This is a genomic window from Chryseobacterium sp. (assembly GCF_041914225.1).
Taxonomy (GTDB): Bacteria; Bacteroidota; Bacteroidia; order Flavobacteriales; family Weeksellaceae; genus Chryseobacterium.
This window is the reverse complement of record NZ_JAYSDT010000015.1, coordinates 24,512-49,358: the sequence shown is the minus strand read 5'-3', so window position 1 is coordinate 49,358 and position 24,847 is coordinate 24,512. Positions and strand designations below refer to the sequence as shown.

Sequence of the window (24,847 nt, the reverse complement as noted above, 5' to 3'; positions counted from 1 at the left end):
ATGAAACAAAATAACATGATTAAAAATGAGAAAAGTGTACAAAAACATTTTTGGAGAGGTCATTTCCAAAAGTAAAGTTGTGAAGCTAAGCGAATATCATCTGTATTATTACGAAGAAGGCACCGATTTCCTGAAAGAAATTGAATTCATTAATGAAGACAGTGTTTACAACATCAATTATTTTTTAAGTGACGAAGAAGACGAAGCGCAGGTAGTGGATTATCTTAAAGAAAAATCTGACTTTTTTGATATTGAAAAAAAAGAAACCACTGACAGCTTTATTATTTCTACCAATAAATTATATTCCTTATCTGTAGACGACCTCCCCTTAATTTCTAAAACTGTTTTCAAAAAAGACGACCCCGAAAACTTCATCTGTTCACAGGTCATCGATAATGAAACCCACGAACCACAACTCGAAAGAACGATAAAATGCTGGTACACCAACGACAAAAACGGTGAAAAATATGCAGCGATAGAATGCAGCTATCAGGAAGACGGGAAACTTGAGCTGGCTGTAGATAAAACCCCTGATCCCGATGATGAAGAAAACTGGGTTCATTATGATTATGACACTTTCCAGGATCTTCAGGCACAAATATCCACTGACATCAGCTAAAACAGCCGCCTTACTTCCCAAAGAGGCATATCAACAATAATCTTTTTTACACCTATCTCATATAAAATTATTAAATGGAAGACAATCCTATTTTTTTTGCAGACGGAAATGATCCGCAAATGATTGAAGCTTACAAAAAAGCACAGGAAACTTTTAAGTATTTCTGGCGCGAACAATCCTGGGAATACAGAAGAATTATTCCGGGGCTTACCGTATCATGTGTTAAAACTGCTTTTGAAGAGCAGGATGAAGAAACCGGAGAAAGCCTGGTAGAACATATGTGGATCAATGAAATATTTTTTGACGGGGATCATGTAAGAGGATATCTTATCAATGAGCCTAACAGCCTTAAAAACGTACAGGTTGGTGATTATGTTGAAATTCCTTTAGAGAACATCACTGACTGGCTTTTTGCCATCACTCCGGGTGTACAGAAGCCTAAAGGGCTTTCCAGGCTGTTTTCATCTTCTTCAACTCCGCTTCCAAAAGCTTACGGAGGATTTACCATTCAGAAAATGCGTGCTGATATGTCCGATGCGGAAAGAAAAGAACATGATAATGCATGGCAGCTTAATTTCGGAGATTTCAATGATATACTTTTGGTCAATAATCAGAAAGAAAATCCGGAAAATCTGATTGAGCATCCCATGAGTAAAAACATGAAGGAGGAATTTGCAAAGTTCTTACAGCAATATCCGGATGAGCTTACACAAGCCGATGAATACGGGCTTACACTTCTTCACAAAGAAACGATTGCAGGAAATTTAACCACTGTGCAGGTTGCTTTGGAAGCAGGAGCTGATAAAAATATCCGGTCTAAAAAAGGAAAAACAGCTCTGGATTATGCAAAACAGCTGAACTGGGAGCATCTTATTCCGGTATTGGAAGGGTAAATTATTAATTAAGAGTATTATAACCCAAAATTTGTTTAAACTTTTATTATTGAAACATTAAGATTGTATTAAGTTATTGAGAGTATTAAGATAAGCTTCGCTTTAAGCTTAAAAATCAGAATGATTCATCTTAACTATACTTTATTTCTTAAATCCTTCTTAATGGTTTTTAATATTCAACATTTTTTATAAGTCTAAACAAATACTCAATACTAGTTTTTAAAACAAAAATTCCGGAAGAAAAATCTTCCGGAATTTTTATTTATTCTTATCCAAACTTTTTCTTTCTTAACCAGAAGAATAATCCTCCGAGAAGCCCGATAATAGCCAGCGGAAGCAGTAAACTCAGCCACTGCCATGTGGATTTCTCTTCAGTAATTCTTTGCCTGTCGAGAAGCCTTTCTTCAATGTTTCTGTTTCTCAGCTCCATCAGGTTGCTGTCATCCAACAGATAATCCAAAGCATTTCTCAGGAACTGTTCGTTTCCGAATTGTTCGTTCGTCAACAGATCTACTCCCAATGGAAGCGGTTTTCCTTTGATCACTTTGTTTCTTCCTACATCTCCGTCTGCAATTACAATCATTTTATTTTCCGGACTTGATGTTTTGAATCCCGGGTAAGACTTTCTTTCAATTCTTGATGCGTACGCAGAATTGAATTTCCCTTCCAATGCTACAGCGAAGATCTTCGGAGTACTTGGTTTTTCCATTTGTCCAAGACTGTCTACGCTTGCAATTTCTTTCAGATCCACATAGTTTGGAACCTGTTTCAACAATGTTCTTTCACTGGATTCAAAAAGAACTTTTGTTTTGATATTTTTTCTGCCTCCCAATGTATCAATGGAAGTCGGGAATTCAAATTTTACAGGATTAATATTTTTAGTAACCGGATTATTGTTTTCAGCAATCCCAAGAGGATAATAAGGCCATGGCAGGCTTGTGTACTGAGGATTTCCGCTTACTTCTCCTGTAACGAGTCTTAATAGTGCAAATTTTTTAACGTCTTTTACCAAAGCCGGATTGATTCTCACCCCGTAATTGAAAAAGAAGTCAGTCATATTGATATCGATCGGGAAAGGCATTACTTTTTTGGATCTTGTTAAGGTATCCATCTCAGCGTTTACTGCATCAATCATCCAAAGTGTTTTCCCGCCATTCATGATGTACTGGTCAAGAATTACTTTTTCATTATCCGTAAAAGCTTTTCTTGGTTTTGCAATTACCAGGGCACTCATCTGTTTCAATAAAGGAACATCTTCCAGTGAAAGCTCAGTCTGATTTTTAGGAATAATAGGTCCTGCATCATAGTTTTCCATCGCCAGCTGCACAAACCCCTGAAATTCATCCGGATTCAACTCATCATGGTTGACCAAAATCCCGATTTTCTTTCTTTTGGCTGCTGCAATATTTTTAATATTGGAAACAAGGTTATACTCCAGGCCTTCAATAGATCTTGTCAGCTGCTCATCAGCATCAATTCCTGCCTGCTGTACCACTAAAGGAATAGAAACACCGTCATTACCGTGTTTGATCACAGCGTAAGGGAAAAGGGTGATCTGTGATATTTTCCCGTCTTTTACATCCGGAAGAATTGACGGCTGCATTCCCATTGCCATCAGGGTATCCTGGGACATTTTGGTTTTAATAGGATCGATAAATTTAAAATCAATCTTCGGATTAATCTTTCTGAACTCTTCCAGCATGAACTTCGTTTCGCTTTGCAACTGTTTGAAACTTGCAGGAAAATCTCCTTCCAGATACACTTCTACTGTAAGAGGCTTTTTAACGGACTCCAGTACTTTGATGGTGTTATCGGAAAGTGTATATCTTTTTTCTTTTGTTAAGTCTAATCTGATTCCTGAATACGTCAGGATAATAACCAAAGGAATAATTGCAATTAAGAAAATTCCCAGGGGAGATTTAGCATTGAACTTCTTCATGATTCTACTTCTTTTTGTTAATAAAATGATTAGACAATACTAATGAAGCTCCAATGACAAGAATAAAATAAGCTACATCTTTAGCATCAATAAGCCCTCTTGTGAAGCCTAAGAAATGCTGATAAAAGCCAATATTCTGAAGGATAAAATCAGCTCCACCCAATAGTTTATAGCTTGCCAGCTGCTCAATTCCAAAATACATGATGAAGCACATAAAAACACCCAGCAGGTAAGCCATAATCTGGTTCTGTGATAATGAAGAGGCTAAAATTCCCACTGCTGAAAAGGCTGCAATTAACATGATTAACCCAAGGTAGCTTCCGAAGGTCATTCCGAGATCGATATTTCCTGCAGGAACTCCCAAAACATATACCGTATAAAGGTAAATCAGTGAAGGAATAAGGCACAGAATCCCGACAATCCATACGGAAAGGAATTTTCCTGTAACCAGTTCTGAAACTTTTAACGGCTGTGAGAAAAGCCAGTTTAATGTTCCGGTCTGCTGCTCTTCCGCAAAAGTCTTCATGGAAAGGGCCGGAATGATAAACATCAACAGCCATGGTACCAATACGAAATAGCTCTGCAGTGAGGCCATTCCGATCTCAAAAATATTAGAATCGTTGTCGAAAAAGAACAGGAAAAGGGTTGCTATCAGGCTGAAAGCGGCAATGATCACCCATGCACTCCAGTTTCCAAAGTAACTCCAAAGTTCTTTCTTTAAAATTGCAATCATAGTTTTTTGTAAGATATAAAAAGGATGAATGTTTTCAGACATACGTCCTGCTCCACAATTATTTGTTTTTTTTGTTTTTGTTAACCAGTTTTACCGTCATCATGATCAGCAGTACAAGAACGAAAAATCCTGTAATTAATTGCCACCAGTATTCAATCACCATTGATTTTAGAATAACCGTAAACACCACCAGAAACAGAATGAAGGTTGCAATCTCATTGGCCTGTCTCAGTTTGATATTGGCAATGGGTAGTGTATCTCCATGCAGTTCCTTTAAATGAAGAACTTTTTTCCAGCACCAGTAATGGTAGATGGCAAGTCCGATAAGGAAGGTCAGTTTCAAATGGAACCACCCCATTTTCATCAGTCCCGGATTTAAAAAGATCATCACCAGCCCGCAAACTGCCATAATTACTCCTGCAGGAACGGTGATAATATTCCACAGCCTCCTGGCCATAAAAGTATACTGCTCTCTCAGAATTTTCTTTTTTTCTTCAGGAAATTCATCGGTATCTTTATAATAAACGAAAATCCTCACGAGATAAAAAACTCCCGCAAAATAGCTTACCATAAAAATAATGTGCAGCGCTTTGATTATTGTATAAAGCATTCAGAAAAAATTAACAGCAAAGATAAGCTTATTATATAATTGTTAAAAATAAATTTCTTTTGATCAGGAAAATCCAATCAAAACGGATTTATATAAAAAATAGTTCGGCTCGGGGCAGCTTTGCTGCCCGAGCCGAACCTTATATTTTCATTATTGCATCCAATTCAGCGATTAAGAGATCACTCCTAATTCTTTTCCTACTTTTTCAAATGCTGCAATCGCTTTATCCAAATGTTCTTTGGTATGAGCAGCGGATAGCTGTACTCTGATTCTTGCTTTTCCTTTCGGTACTACAGGATAGAAGAATCCGATCACGTAAATTCCTTCATCCATAAGCTTTTCGGCCATTTTCTGAGAAAGTGGTGCATCGTAAAGCATTACCGGAACAATAGCAGCATCGCCTTCAGGGATATCAAAGCCTTTTGCTTTCATTTCCGTTCTGAAGTATTCTGCATTTTCCATTACTTTATCACGAAGAGAAGTGTCATCAGAAATCATATCCAATACTCTCAATGCAGCTCCTACGATTCCAGGAGCCAAAGAGTTTGAGAATAAATAAGGTCTTGAGCGCTGTCTCAGCATATCAATGATTTCTTTTTTACCGGAAGTAAATCCACCTAAAGCACCTCCTAATGCTTTTCCTAATGTAGAAGTAATGATATCTACTCTACCCATTACCTCATTTGCTTCGTGGGTACCGCGGCCAGTCTTTCCGATGAAACCGGTTGCGTGAGAATCATCCACCATCACCAAAGCATCATATTTGTCTGCAAGATCACAAACTCCTTTTAAGTCTGCAACAATACCATCCATTGAGAATACTCCGTCTGTTACGATGATTTTAAAACGGTGGTTCTTTTCAGAAGCAGCAATCAGCTGAGCTTCCAGATCCTCCATATTATTGTTTTTGTATCTGTATCTTGCCGCTTTACAAAGACGGACACCATCAATGATTGATGCATGGTTCAGTTCATCTGAAATAATAGCATCTTCTTCTGTAAATAAAGGTTCAAAAACACCTCCGTTGGCATCAAATGCAGCTGCATAAAGAATAGTATCTTCAAGACCAAGGAAATCTGCGATTTTTTTCTCAAGCTCCTTGTGAATATCCTGTGTTCCGCAGATGAAACGTACAGAAGACATTCCGTATCCATGAGACTGAATCATATCCTGAGAAGCTTTCATCACTTCCGGATGATTGGATAAACCCAGATAATTGTTAGCACAGAAGTTTAAAAGCTTTTTTCCGTTAGCCTCTATTTCTGCACTCTGTTGAGAAGTGATGATTCTTTCTCTTTTGTAAAGTCCGTCATTCTCAATATTCTGAAGTTCATTCTGTAAATGTTGAAGGTATTTTTCAGAGATCATTTTTAGTAATTTTTTAGATGTGCTAATTTACTAAAAAGGCAGTAAAATAAAACCTTTTATAAGCTTAATTCTAAAAAATCAGTTCAGGTTTAAGTTTTAACACTATTAGTCTACTAATTTAGTAGGATAATATTTATATTTGCTTAAATTTTGAATATATGAGATTAAAGCCGGTACAAAAAATAAAGACAATCAGCTCAGATAGCTTTATTAATAACCATATGAAGCCGAGAATTCCAATTATTACTGAAGATTTCATACACCCTGAAAGCCCGGCTTTCAAAAAGTGGAATTATGAATATTTCAAAGAGATTGCCGGAGATCAGATGGTCAATATATACGGCAGTGAGCTTGATTCCCTGGACAGAGTCGCAAGTGATCCTATTGCCCAGACTACATTCTCAGAATATCTGAATCTAATTCAATCAACTCCTACTGAACACAGGCTCTTCTTATTTAATTTACTGAAAATAAAGCCCGAACTTAAAAATGATATTATCTACAATGATGTAACGAACGGCAAAATACTGAAATGGCTGCCATTTATGTTTTTCGGCGGTGAGGGTTCCGTAACCAGAAACCATATTGACATTGATATGTCCCATGTTTTTATCACCCAATTCCGGGGAATCAAAAGAATCTGGCTCTTCCCCTGGGAGCAATCTGATTTTATGTATAAGCTGCCATACAATTTTCACAGTCTGGTTCAGATTAAAAACCCGGATTACAGAAAATACCCTGCCCTACTCTATTTAAATGGGTACGAAGCAGTCATTCATCCTGGAGACACGCTGTATATTCCTTCCGGATGGTGGCATTATATTCAGTATGATACGGAAGGATATTCTATATCGGTAAGAGCACTGCCTTCGAGTCCTCTTGAAAAATGGCGCGGTTTTAAAAACCTTGTGATCACCAGACATTTTGATAACCTTATGCGTAAAATATTCAAAGAAAAATGGTTCTCCTACAAAGTCAGACTGGCGAGGCAAAGAGGAGCCAGAGCGGCAAGAAAACAAAGAAGCTTTCAAATTTGAAAGCTTCTTCTGTGTTATATTTTAAAAGTTTTCAGAAAGTAATCCTTCATACTCCTCAACCTTCATTTTAGTGCTTAATAAATTTGATATTCTTTTCATCAATCGTAATAAAATAGGCTCCCGGAATCAATTCCGAAATTCCGATCGCTTTACCCGGCTGATACGTTCCTTTTCCAACCAGTTTTCCGTCAATTGCGTGAATCGTAAAGTCCACAGTTCTGTTGATGCCTTTCAGATTAATTTCATTTTTCGCAGGATTCGGATATAAGCCAAAGTATTCTTTCTCAACAGAAGAAACGCTTAAAGTATTATCCTGGGTAACCGTAGAGTTTTTCTCAATTATCTGATACTCGTAATTAAACTGTACACTCGCTATCGGGAAGGTTACCGATTGAAGGAAATATTGATTATTGGAGGTATTGTTAAGAACCAGATAAGCTGTCTGCCCGGATGTTCCTGTCACTTTAATCGGCAAAGGCATTTCGAAAAAGCTTACCGTAGAGCTGCTCTGTGTCTGTGAAACTTTAAATAAAGCCTGATTGCCGCTCTGTATCCATTTTATGGTATAGGTAGGATATCCTTCTCCATACACCCAATCATTAAAAAACTCTGTAAAATCTGTCCCTGTTGACTGCAGTAAGGAGGCATTGAAATCAGCTGTACGTGCATAGCTGTATGCAAGATTCGGTCTCGCATGATAATCCTTCAGTGCCTGGTAAAACACAGTATCTCCTAAAATCCATTTCAGCATTCTCAGCACATATCCTCCTTTGGCATAAGAAAGCCTGCTGTCAAATATTCTGTTGATGCTGGAAAGTCCGCTATCCGGTACATATACGCTTCCGGTTGTGCTTGCTGTAATATAATTGGACTGACCTTGTAAATAATTCAGAAAATCTGTATTGTTCATCAGGAGTTTTTCATTGGCAACATGTTCTCCGAATGTGGCAAAACCTTCATTCAGCCAGATATCATTCCAGGCACCGCAGGTTACCTTATCACCAAACCACTGGTGAGTAAGCTCATGCGCAATAAGCTGTTTGCTCCATCCGCCCATAGAAGACATGGTCTGATGTTCCATTCCTCCTCCATACATAAATTCCATGTGTCCGTATTTTTCATTCCGGAAAGGATAAGAACCAAAATAGGTTTCAAAGGTATCCATCACCTGTTTTGTCCAGTTAATATTAGCTATACTGGTTGCATTTGAGTTGGTGGACGGATAAATATAATTCACAAAAGGAAAAGGAGGATTTCCGATGGTATCAGTAAGCTTTACAAAATTAGTGATCGAAAGAGCGATCAGATACGCTGGCGTAGGATACATCGTTCTCCAGAAAGTAAGTTTCGTATTTCCTGTGGGAAAAGTTTCAGACATCAGTTTTCCATTCGCTGCTACACTGTAGTTCGATGGAGTTGTAATTTTAAAATCAAACCTTTCAATTTTATCATTTAAACTCTGCTTGGTAGGAAACCAATCCTGTGCACCATAAGGCTCATTTAAAGTAGAAAGCACCGGAGTTCCACTCTGAAGAGCCGTTTTGAAAGCATCATTACTTGTAGATGGTGCTCCTGCATAATAAATGGTAAGAGAGTCCAGTGTATTGGCAGGGATAGAGGCCGGAAAATCAATTTTCAATTCTTTTGAAGGAAGCTGCTGAAAGCTTGTAATATTGATCCCGTGATATTTCACCTGTGAAACCGTTAATGAATTGGAAAGATCAAAATAAATGCTTCCCATACTTTGTGTAGGTTTGAAATGTGAAGTGACCGAACCGGAAATATTATACACCGCAGGATCCAGGCTGACATCCATTCTCTGGTATTGTAAGTCGTAATTCAGGGTATTGGGATTGATATTCCCGATATTCATCTTTTGAGTGAAGGATTTTTTCTCTTTTTCGATTAATCCTTTCATATCAGTGTTTTGCCTTTGATTCTGGCCATAAAACTGCTGAGAAAATAAAAATCCCAACACCAAAAGGTACAATTTTGTCATGTTTTGAAAAATTTAATCAAATATAAAAAAAACCTTTTAATCAATGATTAAAAGGCTGTTATAATATATAAAATAAAAAATTCCTAAAGATCTAATGCAGGTTCAAGAATCTTCTCCATTCTTTTCTTTACCATATCTACCGATCCGGAATAGTTATTCACCATTAAAGAGAAAACCAGTGTTTTTCCTGAATTTGTTTTCAGATATCCTGCCAGCGTTTTTACTTTATTCAGAGTTCCTGTTTTGGCAAAAACCTGTCCGTTCCCTCCTCCATTGAACATTCTTTTTAAAGTTCCGGATTGTCCCCCTACAGGTAAAGAAGTCAGATAAGATCTGTAGTATTTCTGATCCATCAGAGAGGTAAGGAATTTCACCTGGGAAATAGGAGTAACATTATTGCTTCTTGAAAGGCCGCTTCCATCGATATAATTTAAACCGTTCATATCAAAACCGGCTTCTCTCAGGTGATTGGTCACTACAATTCTTCCTGATTCTGAAGTCTGATCTCCCATTTTCTGATATCCCACCGTTCTCAGCAGGGCTTCTGCTAATGAGTTGTCACTGTGCTGATTGGTATAATAAATAATATCGCTTAACGTTGGGGATTTATAGGCAGAAAGCATTTTTCTGTTTTCCGGTGCTGCATCTGTCATTTTCGGAGTTACTTTTCCGGTAACAGGAATGCCGCTTTTTACCAGTGTTGTTCTGAAAGAGTTGGCAAGATAAGCCGGCGCATCAGGAAGTTTGGTTGTTAAAGCACCGTTTCCTTCATATTTTTCAGCATATACCATCTGATGGGCGTAAGGAGAAACATAAAAGAATTTCTTATCCGTAGAGAAACCTGTTTTTTTCACAATCAGTTTTTCGTTAGCAGGATTGATATCGCGGGTACTTCCCACAGGCAGATAGTAATTATTGTTTTCCAACCATACAACATTTTCCGGAAGCATTGAAATATTGCCTTTGAAAAGCGCTGTCTGAATGATAATATCACCATTTACCTTTTTGATTCCCTCTCTTGAAACGCCGCTTATGAAATCTGAAATGATATCTCTATAAGATGCTGCTCCTGCTTTGTTTGTTCCCAAAGAAGGGTCACCGCTTCCTATGACATAAAGATTTCCGTTTAAAACTCCATTTTCATCTATGGTTCCTGAATATTCCAGCTGAGTCATCCAACGGTAGTTTTCGCCCAGCATATTCAGAGCAGTTTCCGTTGTCAATAGTTTTGTGGTAGAAGCAGGTACTAAAGGAGTATTTTCATTGTACGAAGAGATTACTTTCTTCGTTTTCGGGTCATACACTACGAATCCCCAGGTTGCATTTTTCAGCACAGGATCCGCCATCATTGTGTTCACATTAATGTCTACCAGTTCTTTTGCTGACAAAACAGTTTTCTCCACCACCGTGCTAACGGGTGAAGGTAGGTTTAAGCTGCTTTTCTGATTGTCATAATTCTGAGAATAAAGAACGGTAGAAACGGTAGATTGAGCCAGGAAAAAACCAGAAGCCAACACCGCTGCACTTGAAATATATTTTCTGAAATTTACCATCTATCTTCTTTTTGTTCTATAGCTTTGACTCTATAAAAAATGACAGGTTAAATCATTCAATAAAAGAACCAAACACTTAATCAACGTCCAAAAGTAGAAATTATTGTCATACAACAGACCACAGCCCTGTTATAAAAGAGTGTAAAGTTTGTTAAAAATTGTTAAAAATCCACAAAAACATCTTTTTTAATGCTTTGATATGCAGTGATTTCATCAAATTCTTTCAAACTTATTAAAACCATGTTCTTGAATTTTTCATAGTTCTTCCCACGGGGAAGCTTAAGCATAATCTGGAACTGGTACAAATTGTTCAGCTTTGCAATCTGAGCTCTTTCAGGGCCTAAAACACAATCTTCCGGAAGGTATTTTCTGAGAATAGAACCCAGAAATTGAGAAGCACGGTCCGCTTTATCCTCTCTCCTGTGTTTCAGCTCAATCATAATCAGCTTGGTAAAAGGCGGATAATGAAATTTTTGTCGCTCGGTAAGGATATATTTATAGATTTTAGCCGGATTGTTCATCTTAATCAGCTGAAATACGGAATGATCAGGATTAAAAGTCTGAATAAGAATTTTTCCTTTTCCGGAAACCCTTCCGGCCCTTCCTGAAACCTGCGTGATCAGCTGATATGCTCTTTCTTCAGCCCTGAAATCCTGTACATATAATAAGGAATCCGCTTTAGGAATTGCAACCAGTTCTATATGGTCAAAATCCAGTCCTTTGGAAATCATCTGTGTTCCTACAATGATATCTGTTTCTCCGTCTTCAATCTTCTCATACAGTTTTTCGTAAGCAAATTTTTTACGCATAGAATCCACATCCATTCTGTCAACTTCATTTTCAGGAAACAGTTTGGAAACTTCTTCGTGAATCTGCTCTACACCTACTCCTCTTTCATTCAGCTTTTCGGAATTACATTTTGGACAGGTTTTAGGTTTTGATGCTCTTTGGCCGCAGTAATGACACTTCATCTCATTGGCTGCTTTATGATACGTCATTACCACATCGCAATTGGAACAGTAATTCACATAGCCGCAGCTCTCACATTCAATCACATTGGAATAGCCGCGACGGTTGTGAAGGACAATGGCCTGATTTTTTTCATCCACTGTTTTCTTGATATCCTCAATAAGCTTCAGAGAGAAATTACCTGAAACTTTTTTAGATTCCTGAGCTTCTTTAAAATTGATCAGCTCATATTCAGGTAAATTAACGTTCCCGAATCTTTCATTCAGAAAAACGTATTTCATTTTATCTTTTCTGGCGCTGTAGTAGCTTTCAACGGAAGGTGTGGCAGATCCCAGGATGACTCCCGCCTGATAAAGCCTGCCCAAAACCAACGACGCATCCTTAGCATTAAAATAAGGAGATACTTCCCTTGGCCTGTAAGCAGCATCATGTTCTTCATCTACCACAATAAGTCCCAGGTTCTGGTAAGGTAAAAACAGAGCATTACGGGTTCCGATCAGAATACGGATATCGTTCTGTCTGATTCTTCTCCATACTTCCACCCTTTCAAAATCAGTAAGTTTCTGATGATAAAAACCTAATTGCCTGCCATATTTCTTTTCTAACCGCTGGGTAATCTGTTTGGTCAGGGAAATTTCCGAAAGTAAAAACAGAACATTTTTTCCTTCTTTTATACATTCATCAATTTTCTCTAAATAAATATGGGTTTTGCCTGATGAAGTAACACCGTGAAGCAGCACATTCTTTCCTTCCTCAAAAGCTTCATCGATCTCGGATTTGGCTGTTTTCTGCTGTTCTGAAAGTTCCTCAAGCTCTTCAATTTCTCCTTCATAGCTTTCGATCCTGTCTTTCTGCATATAATATTCCTCTACAAGACCTTTATCTGCCAGAGGCTTGAAGTGCGAGCTACCGAAATAGCCATCTTCAAACAGTTCAGATTTTTTTATAGGCGTATCCGGATTTTCGGTCTGTTTTTCCAGAATAAGAAGGAAAAGATCTTTCTGCTTCTGAGCCCTGTTCAGCTTTAAAAGAATTTCCGTGAGGTTCTGATTGGCCAGCATCTCATCATTAATCCTTACATACGCTACTTCTTTAGCTTTATATTTTTCAGCAATCTTCTCATCAATTTCAATATACTGAAGATCGATAAGCGAATTGATGGTTCTGATGATATCTTTTTTCGGGATAAAAGCTTCAATATCCGTCAGGTTGATCAGCTGACGCACCTCGAGTGCCTGAATCAGGTACATTTCGTTGACATCAAGATTTTCAAAATCAACAATTGCACCTGGTTTTAATTTTAAATAGGTTTCACTTTCGAGTTTTAAAGAAGAAGGAAATGAAAACCTGTAAATTTCTCCAAGATTGCACAGGTAGTATTCTGAAAGCCAGTTCCAGAAATCAATCTGCTCCTGAGGAAGAATAGGTTTATCATCCAGCATGCTGATGATTTCCTTCACAACAAAATTTTCCGGTGTATTATCATGAAGTTCAAATACAATTCCCGTATAGATTTTCTTCCCTCCAAACGGCACCAAGACACGCATTCCGGGCTGGATTTCAGGCATCATTTCTTCAGGAACTTTATAGGTAAAAGATCCTTTTAAATTCAATGGTAAAACTATCTGAGCGTACTGCAAGGGAAATATTTAAAATGTAAAATTAGATTTTTCTTCAGAGAACTGCAACTTTGTGGAAATTCTTTCATCATCTTTAACCAAGAACCTGAAACTGCATTCTATTCTTTGTTTTCTCCTTATTTTTGTCCATTCCGCAGGAATCTAAACCATTCAGATATTTTTTTAATGTCTAGAATTACATTAATCAAAAACATGCTATGACAGGCAGGATTCCTACGGAATGACTAAGCGTGTGGATAAAAGGACAACACAAATCCAGAAAGGATCGAAGAAGGGATTCATGAATGACTAAAAAAGCAGTTCCGTGATCTGATACCAAAATGCAGAGGTAAAAAAGCCTACAATAATACTGAACCCGATGATCAGATTGGTCAGTTTTGTATTCAGCCTGAACTGCTCTGCAATGATACTTGAGGTTACCAGTGTTGGCATTGCTGCTTCAAATACCGTAATTTTTGCTACATTTCCTTTTATTCCCAATAATAAAGCCATTCCCAAGACAATTGCGGGTGCCAGAATAAGCTTGTAAAGCATAGACATGGACATCTGCGGAATCAGTTTTTTCCAACCGTTAAATTTCAGCTGCAACCCGACTGAAAACAATGCTAAAGGACTTACCGTTGCTGCCAGCTTATCAAAGAATGGCTCTGCAACAGTAAAGTCAATAAACTGCGACAAAACCAAGGCAGAAATACAACCTATTAAAGGTGGAAATGTGATCAGTCTTTTTAAAATAAACAGGGCACTTACTTTACCGGATTTACTTCCTCCTTTTACTGCCGCAATAATTCCCAGCGTAGAAAGGGCAAAGAACATGGTCTGGTCACAGATAATTGCGATACTCAGAAGTCCTTCTCCATAAAAAGCACTGATCAGCGGAAATCCTATGAATGAAGTATTGCTATAACCGCTTGCCAGCTCTAAAGTACTCCTGGAACGCCTTGAATAGCCTCTGCTCCTGCTGTAAAACATCATAAAGAAAAAGCAGAACACAGCAATTAAAAATGTGGCTGCAATCGGGAACAGCATTTCTGTTGTCCATTTTACTTTGGGCAGATATTTAAATGAAACTGCCGGAAGAGCAAGATAAAGAATCCAGGTATTGATACCCTTATGAGCATCGGGGTGGATAGATTTTGTTGCTTTGAATATCATTCCTGCAATAATGCATACCGCAATCAGAACAAAATTTACCATAACTGTAATAAAATATGGAACAAATTTACGGCTGATTTTTCAGTTGGAAAGGTAAAATTTATATTTTTTTGAGTTAAATTCTAATGACTTTCTTTCATTTTTAAACCTTATAGGCTTTAAAAAACCTCTAAGGTTTGGAGACCTTTTACTGTATTTTAACCTTTCATCACATCCCACAGGCTCATCACCTCAACTTTTTCCAAAGGTTTTGAAAGGATTATTCTTTTGGAAGTTCCAGGCATCAGATCAAAAAAATTATCACTGAAATGAGTATCTCCGATCAGGTAAACATCTTTGGCTAAAACATCTGTAGAGATTTCAATTTCAGTGGGTGATATTTTTCTGATCTTAATCTCAGGTTGTAAAAGTTTCAGATCTTTTGGCTTATTAAAAAAGAACAGCTTTTCAAATTTTGTATCTTTTTCAGAGCTGATCTTTAAAACAGCTCGGGACAAATCAAACTGAGCCAGCTCTGATTTGCTGATGCTTCGGATTTTCTTGCTAATATCAGCACTGATGGCATCTGACTGGTTAGCTTTCCAAAGTGTTTTCCCTTTGAAATCTATGAGTTCAAGCATGATATCTGCTTTTAATTCTTTGAGCAAATCACTGATCAGATAAACATCATAACTTTTATCTGTTTCCGCTATTGAGATCAAAACAGGTTCAAAGCTTCTTTTCGCCTGATAATGGAAAGCTTTCCAGTTTCCTAAATAATCAATGGAAGACCATGAGACTACCGGCCAGCAATCGTTGAGCTGCCAATACAATGTTCCCATATTATAGGGTTTTGCACGGCGGTGAGCTTCAATGGCAATCTGCATTCCTCTTGCCTGCAATAGCTGTGAAACATAATTATACTGAACAAAATCAGTCGGAACCTTATAATCACGCTTCATATATTCATTAATGATATCCCAGCCTCTGGCATGTTTTTCATGCGCTTTGATGGCTGGATTCTGAAGGTTTAAATCAGGAATTCCGGAAAACATTGATTTTGTCGTTTCAAGAGTAGGCATTCCCTGAAAACCGTATTCAGACATGAAGCGACCAACCTTTTCGTTGTAAATCTCAAACGGCTGCTCCCCCCACCATGCGCCCCAGTAATGGGAATCTCTTTCTGTGAGACTTTCTTTATGCCCCCAGCCGATAGACGGAGAGCTCGGCCAGTAGATATTTTTATCTGACTTCAGGTTTTCTGCCAATGCCTTGGGAATGACATCGTGAAACAATTTTTTATAGTCTTTCCAAACCTGAAGAGAGTCATTTTTTGAATATTTGAACTGCTTCTGGTATCCCCAGTTGACAATAGCTTCATCAATTTCATTATTCCCGCACCACAAAGCAATGGATGGATGATTCTGAAGTCTGGTGACCTGATCTTTAACTTCTTCTTTTACGTTGCTTAAAAATGCTTCATCTGCCGGATAAAAACTTCCTGCAAACATAAAATCCTGCCAGACGAGGATACCGTTTTCATCGCAGGCTTTATAAAATTCATCGTCTTCATAAATACCGCCACCCCAGATACGGATCATATTCATATTGGCGTCTTTGGTGTCTTTGATCAGTTTCTGATATTTTTCTCTGGTCATTCTTGGTGAAAAACTATCGCCCGGAATCCAGTTGGTTCCTTTGATATACAATGGTTGCCCATTCACTTTAAAGTAAAATGACTTTCCTTTTTCATCTTTTTCCTGAACCAATTCCACGGTTCTTAAGCCTATCCTGATATTTTTAACATCTATATTTTTCTGATCTTTAGAAAGCTTCACTTCGAAATCATAGAGATTAGCTTCACCACGTCCATTTGGCTGCCAGAGCTTCATCCCTTCAGTATCATAAGGAACCATGATTGTGTTGATACCTTTTTTTAAAGTAATTTTTTTATGGATAGAATTGAGATCCAGCGTATAATCACCGGCGTTCTGCGCATAAATTTCTACGTCAAAGTGTAAATTTTGAGAGGCTTCAGCAGTTCTGCTCTGGATATCCTTAACCGAAATAATTTTAGCATTATTCCAGAATTCCAGTTGAACGTCTTTCCAGATTCCTGCAGTAACCAACCTTGGACCCCAGTCCCACCCGAACTGATATTGTGCTTTTCTTACAAAGCTTCTTGGTGATTCCGGCATGGTAAAAGGAACTTGCTTTGCGAGTTCTTTTCCGGTATTTACCGCAGAGATAAACCTGATCTGCAATGTATTGTTACCTGCTTTCAGATATTGTTTCACCGGGATATTCCATTTCCTGAACATATTATCTGTTCTCTTCAGCAACTTACCGTTAAGGTAAATTTCAGAAAATGTATCCAGCCCGTTGAAGACCAGATCGATATTGCCATTCATCAGCTCTCTGGAAGAAACTGTAAATGCTGTCTGATAATCCCAGTTTTCATTTTCTATCCACTGTACTTTCTTTTCATTTTCATCTTTATACGGATCCGGAATCATCTTGTTATTCATCAAATCCAGATAAACTGTTCCCGGAACTTTCGCAGGAAGCCAGCTTTGTTCTTTTGAGTTTTTGAACTGCCAGTTCCCTGAAGACAAGCTTCTTTGTGAAAACTGTGCATGAAGAATATTCTGCATGAAAAAGAAAGCAAAAAGGATAGTTTTATTCATTAATAAGTTTGTTTTGAATCGTTATCATACCGGTGATTTTGTCATTCCGAGGAACGAAGGAATCTCTATTTTAACAGTCTAGATTCACGCTACGCCTGGAATGACAACCAGAGTGCGTATTATTTATTCTTCAATGCAATCACCTCATCCGGGCTGGCAAATGCCCCGCCATCAGTAATGGCTGAAGAATGGAAGTAACCGGCATTGGTCACCGCTCTTATTTCTGCAATATTGGATGAACGCAGACCTCCTCCTACGAGTATTTCTATTCTTCCTTTGGATAATTCAACCAGTTTCTTCAGGTTCTCTTTTCCTTCAGATACATTGGGTTTCTGACCGGAAGTAAGGATGGTTTTAAAACCACATTGAATTACTTTCTCTAAAGACTCTTCCAAACCTGCGGCACGATCAAAAGCACGGTGAAAAGTACATGGAAGCGGTGAAGCCAACTCTACCAAAACTTTATTCTGTTCCATATTGACCTCATCATTTTCATCCAGGATACCAAATACAAAACCATCTGCACGCAAGGATTTCAGGTGTATCAAATCATTTTTCATCTGTTCAAATTCTGAATCTGAATACGTAAAATTTCCTCCTCTCGGACGGATCATCACAAAAATCGGGATATTAATTTTTTCACGAAGCTGCTTCATCGTTTCAAAGTCGGGAGTGGTTCCTCCTTCACTGAGACCATCACATAATTCTATTCTGTCTGCCCCGTTTTCAAAAGCAATGACTGCTGATTCAGGATTAAAACAAGCTATTTCTATTTTTGACATTACTGTATAGTTTAATTTTATTTCGGTTCTCCCTGCCATACATCTGCAATCAGAAAGGAACCGTTTTCTTTTACTACTTTTATTACTGACGGATATTCTGCTTTAAATTTTTTGTCTGTCAGCACTACATTGAAGAGATATTCATCTTTTGAGGAGAGTTCTAAATCACAGCTTCCAACTTCAATTTTATCCCAGTCCTGTGCTGCAATCAGGAAGCCCGCTCCAACACCTGCTTTACTTATATCAAATCTGGTTTTCCATTTATCCTGAAATTCTTTTTCAGTAAGGCCTCCGTCTACATCCAGGTCAACATTCATCGCATCCGTTTTATACTCAAAATACTCTTTGGTTGTGATCTTCTGCATATTCTTTTCTTCACTTCCGACATTAGCTTTAAAGTAATCTGCAATACTTCTTTCCAGCCATTTCTTAGCATCTTCCGCCTCATTGGTTTCATTATTCAGAACCACTTTCTCTTCTATCTGCTGCGGTTTGGCCTCTGTTTTAATATCCTTCTTTTCTTCTTTGCATGCGATAATGAGAAATAAGGAAGCGATAATGGTTCTTTTCATATTTTATTTTAAGTTTTGGCTAAAGCCAATAGATGTTTTATTGATTTTTAAAATGGGCTAAAGCCCATTCCTATTGAAGTTTTAATTATTTCAAAGCAAATTCAGGTTTTTCAAGGCGGTTTCCTTTCTGGTCATATACCGCAAAGTTGAATCCATCCTGAATACAGTAAGATCCATATTCACCTTGTTTATTGATCGCGATAAAACCTACCTGAATGTCTTTCAGATTTTTGTTTCTTCGCTGATTGATTTTTACAATTCTGTCTACGGCTTCCTTACAAGCTTCCTGTGGATTCCTGCCCTGTCTCATCAGTTCAACCACAAGATGCGTTCCTACAGTTCTTATCACTTCTTCCCCATGACCGGTTGCTGTAGCGGCTCCTACTTCATTATCTACAAACAAACCTGCACCGATAATCGGGGAGTCTCCTACCCTTCCATGCATTTTGAAAGCCATTCCGCTGGTTGTGCAGGCTCCTGAAAGGTTTCCCTGGGCATCCAAAGCGATCATTCCGATAGTATCGTGGTTTTCTATATTGGCGATAGGTTTGTATTGGCTGGTTTTTAGCCATTCTTTCCACTCTTTTTCAGATTCCGGAGTGAGAAGATTTTCTTTTTTAAATCCTTGCGAAAGAGCAAACTGTAATGCACCATCACCTACCAGCATCACATGGGGTGTTTTTTCCATTACCGCTCTGGCCACTGAAATAGGATTTTTGATATGCTCAAGACATGCAACAGAGCCAATATTATAGTTTTCGTCCATGATACAGGCATCCAGTGTTACTCTTCCATCTCTGTCCGGCCGGCCGCCATATCCCACACTTCTTTCTTTAGGGTCCAATTCTACAATACGAACTCCTTTTTCAACCGCATCCAGCGCTTTTCCTCCTTTTCCAAGGATTGTCCATGCTTCTTCATTGGCTTTCAGTCCGAAATTCCAGGTAGAAAGAACAATCGGTTTGTTGACAGCTGTTACAGCTTGTTCAGGTAGTTCAGGTAGTTCAGCAGCCATCAGATCCAGTGGATTTACGGCAAATGCAGCTGTTGCAATTCCCAGTTTTTTAATAAAACTTCTTCGGTTATTGTTCATGGTATCTCAAATTGTATAATACCCACAAATCTAAAAAAAAGTTTTATGAAATCCTCATGACAACTCCTAGTATTATTTTATTTATCTTTACTGCTGTAATGGACTCGTTTAAAATTTTCAGGAATATCACTTTCTTTCAGGAACTCTCTGATGAGGAAATTGCCATTCTTGTCAATATCAGCACTCCGAAACTTCTTAGAAGAAGGGAAAAGCTGGCAGAACCCGGCAAACATTTCAATCATTTATTTATCCTTTCCAACGGATTATTAAGATTTTTCTTTGATGATGAAAGCGGGGTTGAAAGTACTCTTTTTTTACCTTCGGAAAAGGAAGCTGCCATTATGGAAAGCCCGGATTCCTACTCTAGTAGTAGCGAAAGAAAATATACCATAGAGGCTGTACTGGAAAGTCAGATTTTCCTGTTCAATAAGAATGAATTTGAGGAAATGGCATTTCAGTACAGAGGAATTTACAATGTATATTTAAAGTCTTTAAAACAGATTATCAGCACATTAAAAGTCCGTACGGAACAGTTTTGTTCCACCTCTCCTCATTCCAGGTATGAAGAGTTTCTGGAGACACGTCCCTTTACCTCACAAAATGCCAACAGGAAGTATATTGCTAATTTTCTGGGCATTACTCCGAACTCACTTTCGAGGATGACAGCCCGTATTCATAAAAAAAGGAACGAAAGAAAAAAATAACTTAGGAATACTTTTTCTCACTTTATTCATTCTATTTTTGCTTACTGAAAATACTGTTACACAAACAATTAAAAGCAAATGAGAAAAATACGATCTGAAAAAACATCTTATTATTGAAATTACCTTTAATCTTTCTTAAGATTCACAGTAATCTGGCATATAAATACTGACAGCCGGATTACCACCTGTTTACATTTCATTATTACCTTATACAATTATTTTATGCAAAGAACATTCTTACTTCTTTGCCTGTTACTTTCATGCAATTTTGTTCAGGCATCAACAGGCAATATGGAAGACAATATAGCTAATGCTGCATCGTGGTTAATCTTATTGGTTTTACCCATCGCAGAATCTATCTTTTCTGGAAAGTTCATATTTATCCGGAAAAAGTAGCAGAAAAAAAGAAGCATCCTCAGCTGAACGCCATAAAAAGTATGTGCCTCCTTTCCCTTGTTTTTGGAGGCCTTTTATGGCCGGTTGCTTTAATCTGGGCCAACTATGATTATGGTAACCAGAATGCTCCTGAAAAAGACACAGAAATCACGGAAGAAGAATTTAAAACCCTCGAAAATTAACAAATATGCTGGAATTATTAGTCGCAATATATGCCGGAATATGCTGGCTGCTTATTAAAAAATTAAAACTGATCCCCTGGACATTTACCACACAGGTCATAGTGTATTCTTTACCAATTTTTGGATCTGTTGCTTTAATATTGAGTTTAAATTATTACTGTCCTATCACCTCTGACGTAAAGGTAGGAAACCGAAGTGTGGATATTACCACGCAGGTTTTAGGGAAGGTGAAAAAAGTATATGTAACAACCAATCAGGAAGTGAAAAAAGGAGATACTTTATTTGTACTGGACAGAGAACCTTATGTACAAGAAATTAAATCTCTGGAAGCCAAACTAAGTAATATGAAAGCCACTGTAAGCTCTTATAATACGGATATTTCAGCTTCAAGAAAAAATATTGCAGGATTACAGTCTCAGCTGGATCTTGCCAATAAAAGAGCGGCTCAGTACAAAGAACTGGTGGAAGCCGGAGCTGCCAATAAGTTTGATCTTGAGCAGGCACTCACCAATGTACAGGATCTGCAGTCCAGAATAAGTGCTGCACAGGCCCAGCAACAGTCTTTAGAAACTAAGTCCAATGCTTCTTATGGTGGAGAAAATTCATCAGTTTCTGAAATTCAGGCCAAGCTGGATCAGGCCAAATGGAATCTTTCCCAAACGGTTGTTCTGGCTCCTACCGATGGCGTAATTCCTAATGTTCAGCTTAATGAAGGAGCAATCATGGCACCTTTTAAATCTGCTTTTGTCCTGATCCAGAAACAGCAGTCTGTGATTGGATTTTTTGCACAGAACGAACTGGAAACCGTAAAAAACGGTAATGAAGTGGAACTGGCTCTTAAAACAGAACCGGGAAAAGTAGTGAAAGCCCGACTTGAATATGTAATTGATGCTACCAGCCAGGGAATTATGAATAACGCCGGAGGAATGCTCGGAGGAAACGGTTCTACAGCAGGACTTCCTGATACAGCAAGACAGTTGCCGGAAACTGACGGAAAACTTATTGCCAAGTTTGTACTGGAAGATAATCAGAAACAGCTTACCGTGGGAGCAAGAGGAACAGCCGTAATTTATTCTGACCATATCAAACCGCTTCATCTTATCCGAAAAGTAATGGTTCGTGTAAGCAGTAAAATCAACTATCTGATTCCTAAACTTCATTAACATGTACAAGAAATTAATTTTACCAGGTATTCTTTCCGTAAGTTTAAGCTCATGTATTGGTTATAAAGAACCAACTAAGGAAAATATAACCCAGCTCAAGGAAACAAGTGAAATTGCTTCTCATGTAGAAATTCCTGATGAGTGGATCTTTGACAGGCAAGCTAACTTCAGATCTGTTTCTTATGACTGGATCAATGATCTTAAAACGCCTCAGCTGGAAAACCTGATTAATGAAGGAATGCTTTATAATGCAGATCTTATTATTGCAAAGGAAAAACTGAACCAGATTGAATTATCCATGGAAATTGCCGGAAGTGATCTTTATCCGAGTGTAAGTGCTGTGGCCAATACTTCCAATAATCTGGTGAGTGATACCCAGATCCGTCGCCTGGCATTGAAAGCCAATTGGGAAATTGACCTCTGGGGTAAAAATAAATCTTCACAAATGGCAGCTACCAGCAATTATTTTTCTGCAAAACATCAGAATACCTTGCTTCATCAATCTATCGCAGGGATGATTGCTAAAGCGTATTTCCTGAATATTGCGGGAAATATTCAGGAAGACAGGATTGAGCGTTATATTCAGAAGTCTAAAGATCTGGAAAAACTATATGTTATTCAAAAGAAGGTCGGAACGGCAAATGCTTTGGATATTTCCAACATCTCTGCAGAAATTATTGCTCTGCAGGGCTATCTTGAAAAAGTGAAAAATGCGAATGTACAATCCAGAAGATCATTGGAACTGCTCACGGGAAAATATCCTGAAGGAAAACTGGCAACACAGAATTATTTCAATGCAGTAAATTCTCCTGTTCCTGAATCCTTTCCTCTTCAGCTTCTGGAGAACAGATCAGATATACAGGCTAATCATTTTCAGATTGAAAAGGCTTTTTACGAAGTACAGCAGGCAAAAGCGGCAAGACTTCCTTCATTGAGCATCAGTTCCTCTCTTGGAACTGCCGGAAGTAATGTGGAGTCTATCAATTCTCTGTTTTCAAGTCCGTTATTGAAAGTGGGTGGCGGATTAGTTTCCCCATTATTCAACAATGGAAAGTTAAAAAAGAATGTGGAGATAAAAACCTCCCAGCAAAAACAGATTGTTGAAGAATATTCAAAAGCAGTTCTGAATGCTCTGAATGAAGTGGAATCTTCTTTGGCCAATCTCCGTTCTGTAGAAAAGCAGATCACTTACACTACCAGTGCTGTCAATGAACTGAAAAACAATATCAGCCTGACTGAGAAACAGATAAAAGTAGGAACAAACAACAGTTTTGTACTGATCCGCAAACAAAGGGATCTCCTGAAAAATGAAATGAACCTTATCAATCTGGAACTTCAGTACAGAATAGAGCGCATTAACCTTTATATGGCGCTAGGGGCTGAGAACTTCATTTATTCATAATTTTATACTTAAAAAGACTGCCGGTTATTTTCAGCAGTCTTTTTTATGATTGAGGATGTTTAAACTTTTATATTCACTATTTTAACCACAAAAGGCACAAAGTTTTAAATATTTAAGTTTTTCAGAACCAGGCCTTATGCATAATAAGTACACCTAAGTTTTGTGAAAATCTTTGATTTTCGTCTTGCGAACTTTTCTTCAGTATCATTCTAAACTTACTTAAGAGAACTCAGGTGTTTTAAATTGAAACCTTTTGTGGTTGATAAAGTTTAACAGCTTTATTATTAAATTATTAATGCGGTAATTTATCCCTGAAGTATCCATATACCCATGTTCCGGCAATGGCACTCAGTAAAGTAACGGATACTGCTAAAGCTCCCGTTCCGATCTGCGCGAACAGAGGTCCGGGGCAGGCTCCGGTAATAGCCCAGCCAAACCCAAAGATCAGCCCGCCATAAATCTGACCTTTATTAAATTTCTTAGGTGCAATTCTGATGGGTTCACCATATATTGTTCTTATATTGAACTTTTTGATCAGCCATACTGAAGTCATTCCTACCAATACGGCACTTCCGATGATTCCGTACATATGGAAAGACTGCAGGCGGAACATTTCCTGTATCCTGAACCAGCTGATCACTTCTGCTTTCACGAAAATGATTCCAAAAATAATTCCTGCCGTAAGGTATTTCAGGTTGTGATACCATGGACGGGTAAGAATGCTTTCGTTTACACAAACGGTATCCTGCTGATCTATGTTCTGTTCTTTTTCTTTTATCATGATATAAATTGTTCTTTTAAATTAGACTTATAAAGAAAGAATTACAGGCAGAATAAGGTTAGCCATTAAAAATCCTCCCATCATAAAACACATTGTCGCCACCAAAGACGGCCACTGCAGGTTGGAGAGCCCCATAATGGCATGTCCGCTGGTGCAGCCTCCAGCATATCTTGTTCCGAAACCTACCAAAAATCCACCAACGACCATGATGATAAAGCCCCGCCAGGTCAATAAGCTTTCAAAATTCATAAGCTGTTCAGGAACCATATTGCTGTAATCTGTAATTCCGTATCCGGTCAATTCTGCTTTCAGTTCAGGATTTACCGTTATTTCATTGGGATTAATCAAAAAATGGGCAGCAATCATCCCTCCGAAGAAGATTCCCAGTACAAAAAACAGATTCCAGGCTTCTTTTTTCCAGTTATATTTGAAAAAATTTACATTGGCCGGGAGGCAGGCTGCGCAGATATGCCTTAATGAAGAGCTTATTCCAAAGGATTTATTGCCCATAATCAATAAAGCAGGTACAGTAAGGCCAATTAACGGACCGGCAATATACCACGGCCACGGTTCTTTTATCATTTCTAACAT

At 38.1% G+C, this 24,847-nt stretch carries 21 protein-coding genes; 7 read left to right on the top strand and 14 right to left on the bottom strand.

Going from position 1 to position 24,847, the window contains the following annotated elements; all coding sequences use genetic code 11:
• Positions 1-25: 25 nt before the first annotated feature.
• Together ACE3RB_RS08995 and ACE3RB_RS08990 are read left to right on the top strand one after the other, a co-directional pair.
• Entirely contained in the window at positions 26-619 is a 594-nt protein-coding gene (locus tag ACE3RB_RS08995) for a hypothetical protein (RefSeq protein WP_374463921.1), read from the top strand.
• Between the two features lie 74 nt (positions 620-693).
• The gene (locus tag ACE3RB_RS08990) at positions 694-1,512 is read left to right on the top strand and encodes a DUF2314 domain-containing protein (RefSeq protein WP_374463920.1); all 819 of its coding nucleotides are present in this window, start codon (positions 694-696) and stop codon (positions 1,510-1,512) included.
• A 268-nt stretch (positions 1,513-1,780) separates the two neighbouring features.
• On the opposite strand, the gene gldG is transcribed toward ACE3RB_RS08990, so the two are convergent.
• The 4 genes from gldG to kbl all read right to left on the bottom strand — a co-directional run bounded on the left by gldG (position 1,781) and on the right by kbl (position 6,162).
• Positions 1,781-3,451: a gliding motility-associated ABC transporter substrate-binding protein GldG gene (gene gldG, locus ACE3RB_RS08985; RefSeq protein WP_374463919.1), complete on the bottom strand. Its 1,671-nt coding sequence runs from the start codon at positions 3,449-3,451 to the stop codon at positions 1,781-1,783.
• 4 nt (positions 3,452-3,455) lie between these two features.
• Positions 3,456-4,184 (bottom strand): ABC transporter permease, encoded by a 729-nt coding sequence (locus tag ACE3RB_RS08980; protein WP_374463918.1) that lies wholly within the window; start codon positions 4,182-4,184, stop codon positions 3,456-3,458.
• A gap of 58 nt (positions 4,185-4,242) precedes the next feature.
• Entirely contained in the window at positions 4,243-4,794 is a 552-nt protein-coding gene (locus tag ACE3RB_RS08975; protein WP_374463917.1) for a CopD family protein, read from the bottom strand.
• Positions 4,795-4,965: 171 nt separating this feature from the next.
• Complete coding sequence (gene kbl / locus ACE3RB_RS08970; RefSeq protein ID WP_233332589.1) at positions 4,966-6,162, bottom strand: glycine C-acetyltransferase; 1,197 nt, start codon at positions 6,160-6,162, stop codon at positions 4,966-4,968.
• 158 nt (positions 6,163-6,320) lie between these two features.
• On the opposite strand from kbl, the gene ACE3RB_RS08965 reads away from it, so the two are divergent.
• A complete protein-coding gene (locus ACE3RB_RS08965) occupies positions 6,321-7,199 on the top strand; it encodes a cupin-like domain-containing protein (RefSeq protein WP_374463916.1) in 879 nt (292 codons plus the stop codon).
• 67 nt (positions 7,200-7,266) lie between these two features.
• Here ACE3RB_RS08965 and ACE3RB_RS08960 read toward each other — a convergent pair whose 3' ends face one another.
• From ACE3RB_RS08960 to ACE3RB_RS08925, 8 genes are all read right to left on the bottom strand, one after another.
• On the bottom strand, positions 7,267-9,198 hold the full coding sequence (locus ACE3RB_RS08960) for a M1 family aminopeptidase (RefSeq protein WP_374463915.1): 1,932 nt from the start codon (positions 9,196-9,198) through the stop codon (positions 7,267-7,269).
• 83 nt (positions 9,199-9,281) lie between these two features.
• Positions 9,282-10,751: a D-alanyl-D-alanine carboxypeptidase/D-alanyl-D-alanine-endopeptidase gene (gene dacB / locus ACE3RB_RS08955; protein ID WP_374463914.1), complete on the bottom strand. Its 1,470-nt coding sequence runs from the start codon at positions 10,749-10,751 to the stop codon at positions 9,282-9,284.
• A gap of 161 nt (positions 10,752-10,912) precedes the next feature.
• Positions 10,913-13,360, bottom strand: coding sequence for a primosomal protein N' (gene priA / locus ACE3RB_RS08950; RefSeq protein WP_374463913.1), 2,448 nt, complete (start codon positions 13,358-13,360; stop codon positions 10,913-10,915).
• Between the two features lie 288 nt (positions 13,361-13,648).
• A complete protein-coding gene (locus ACE3RB_RS08945) occupies positions 13,649-14,557 on the bottom strand; it encodes an AEC family transporter (protein ID WP_374463912.1) in 909 nt (302 codons plus the stop codon).
• A gap of 155 nt (positions 14,558-14,712) precedes the next feature.
• A complete protein-coding gene (locus ACE3RB_RS08940; RefSeq protein WP_374463911.1) occupies positions 14,713-17,181 on the bottom strand; it encodes a glycoside hydrolase family 2 protein in 2,469 nt (822 codons plus the stop codon).
• Positions 17,182-17,300: 119 nt separating this feature from the next.
• A complete protein-coding gene (locus tag ACE3RB_RS08935) occupies positions 17,301-17,963 on the bottom strand; it encodes a copper homeostasis protein CutC (RefSeq protein ID WP_374463910.1) in 663 nt (220 codons plus the stop codon).
• A 17-nt stretch (positions 17,964-17,980) separates the two neighbouring features.
• The gene (locus tag ACE3RB_RS08930; RefSeq protein ID WP_374463909.1) at positions 17,981-18,535 is read right to left on the bottom strand and encodes a hypothetical protein; all 555 of its coding nucleotides are present in this window, start codon (positions 18,533-18,535) and stop codon (positions 17,981-17,983) included.
• Positions 18,536-18,620: 85 nt separating this feature from the next.
• Positions 18,621-19,628: an isoaspartyl peptidase/L-asparaginase family protein gene (locus tag ACE3RB_RS08925; protein WP_374463908.1), complete on the bottom strand. Its 1,008-nt coding sequence runs from the start codon at positions 19,626-19,628 to the stop codon at positions 18,621-18,623.
• A gap of 56 nt (positions 19,629-19,684) precedes the next feature.
• On the opposite strand from ACE3RB_RS08925, the gene ACE3RB_RS08920 reads away from it, so the two are divergent.
• The 4 genes from ACE3RB_RS08920 (at position 19,685) to ACE3RB_RS08905 (ending at position 23,475) form a co-directional block, all read left to right on the top strand.
• On the top strand, positions 19,685-20,332 hold the full coding sequence (locus tag ACE3RB_RS08920; protein ID WP_374463907.1) for a Crp/Fnr family transcriptional regulator: 648 nt from the start codon (positions 19,685-19,687) through the stop codon (positions 20,330-20,332).
• A gap of 320 nt (positions 20,333-20,652) precedes the next feature.
• Positions 20,653-20,910, top strand: coding sequence for a DUF3302 domain-containing protein (locus ACE3RB_RS08915; protein WP_374463906.1), 258 nt, complete (start codon positions 20,653-20,655; stop codon positions 20,908-20,910).
• A 5-nt stretch (positions 20,911-20,915) separates the two neighbouring features.
• A complete protein-coding gene (locus ACE3RB_RS08910) occupies positions 20,916-22,073 on the top strand; it encodes an HlyD family secretion protein (protein ID WP_374463905.1) in 1,158 nt (385 codons plus the stop codon).
• Position 22,074: 1 nt separating this feature from the next.
• Positions 22,075-23,475 carry a TolC family protein gene (locus ACE3RB_RS08905; RefSeq protein WP_374463904.1) on the top strand — a complete coding sequence of 467 codons (1,401 nt, stop codon included), beginning with the start codon at positions 22,075-22,077 and terminating at the stop codon, positions 23,473-23,475.
• Positions 23,476-23,767: 292 nt separating this feature from the next.
• Here the strand turns inward: ACE3RB_RS08905 and ACE3RB_RS08900 are convergent, their stop codons facing one another.
• On the bottom strand, positions 23,768-24,256 hold the full coding sequence (locus tag ACE3RB_RS08900) for a DUF6691 family protein (RefSeq protein WP_374463903.1): 489 nt from the start codon (positions 24,254-24,256) through the stop codon (positions 23,768-23,770).
• Between the two features lie 27 nt (positions 24,257-24,283).
• On the bottom strand, positions 24,284-24,847 hold the full coding sequence (locus ACE3RB_RS08895) for a YeeE/YedE family protein (RefSeq protein ID WP_374463902.1): 564 nt from the start codon (positions 24,845-24,847) through the stop codon (positions 24,284-24,286).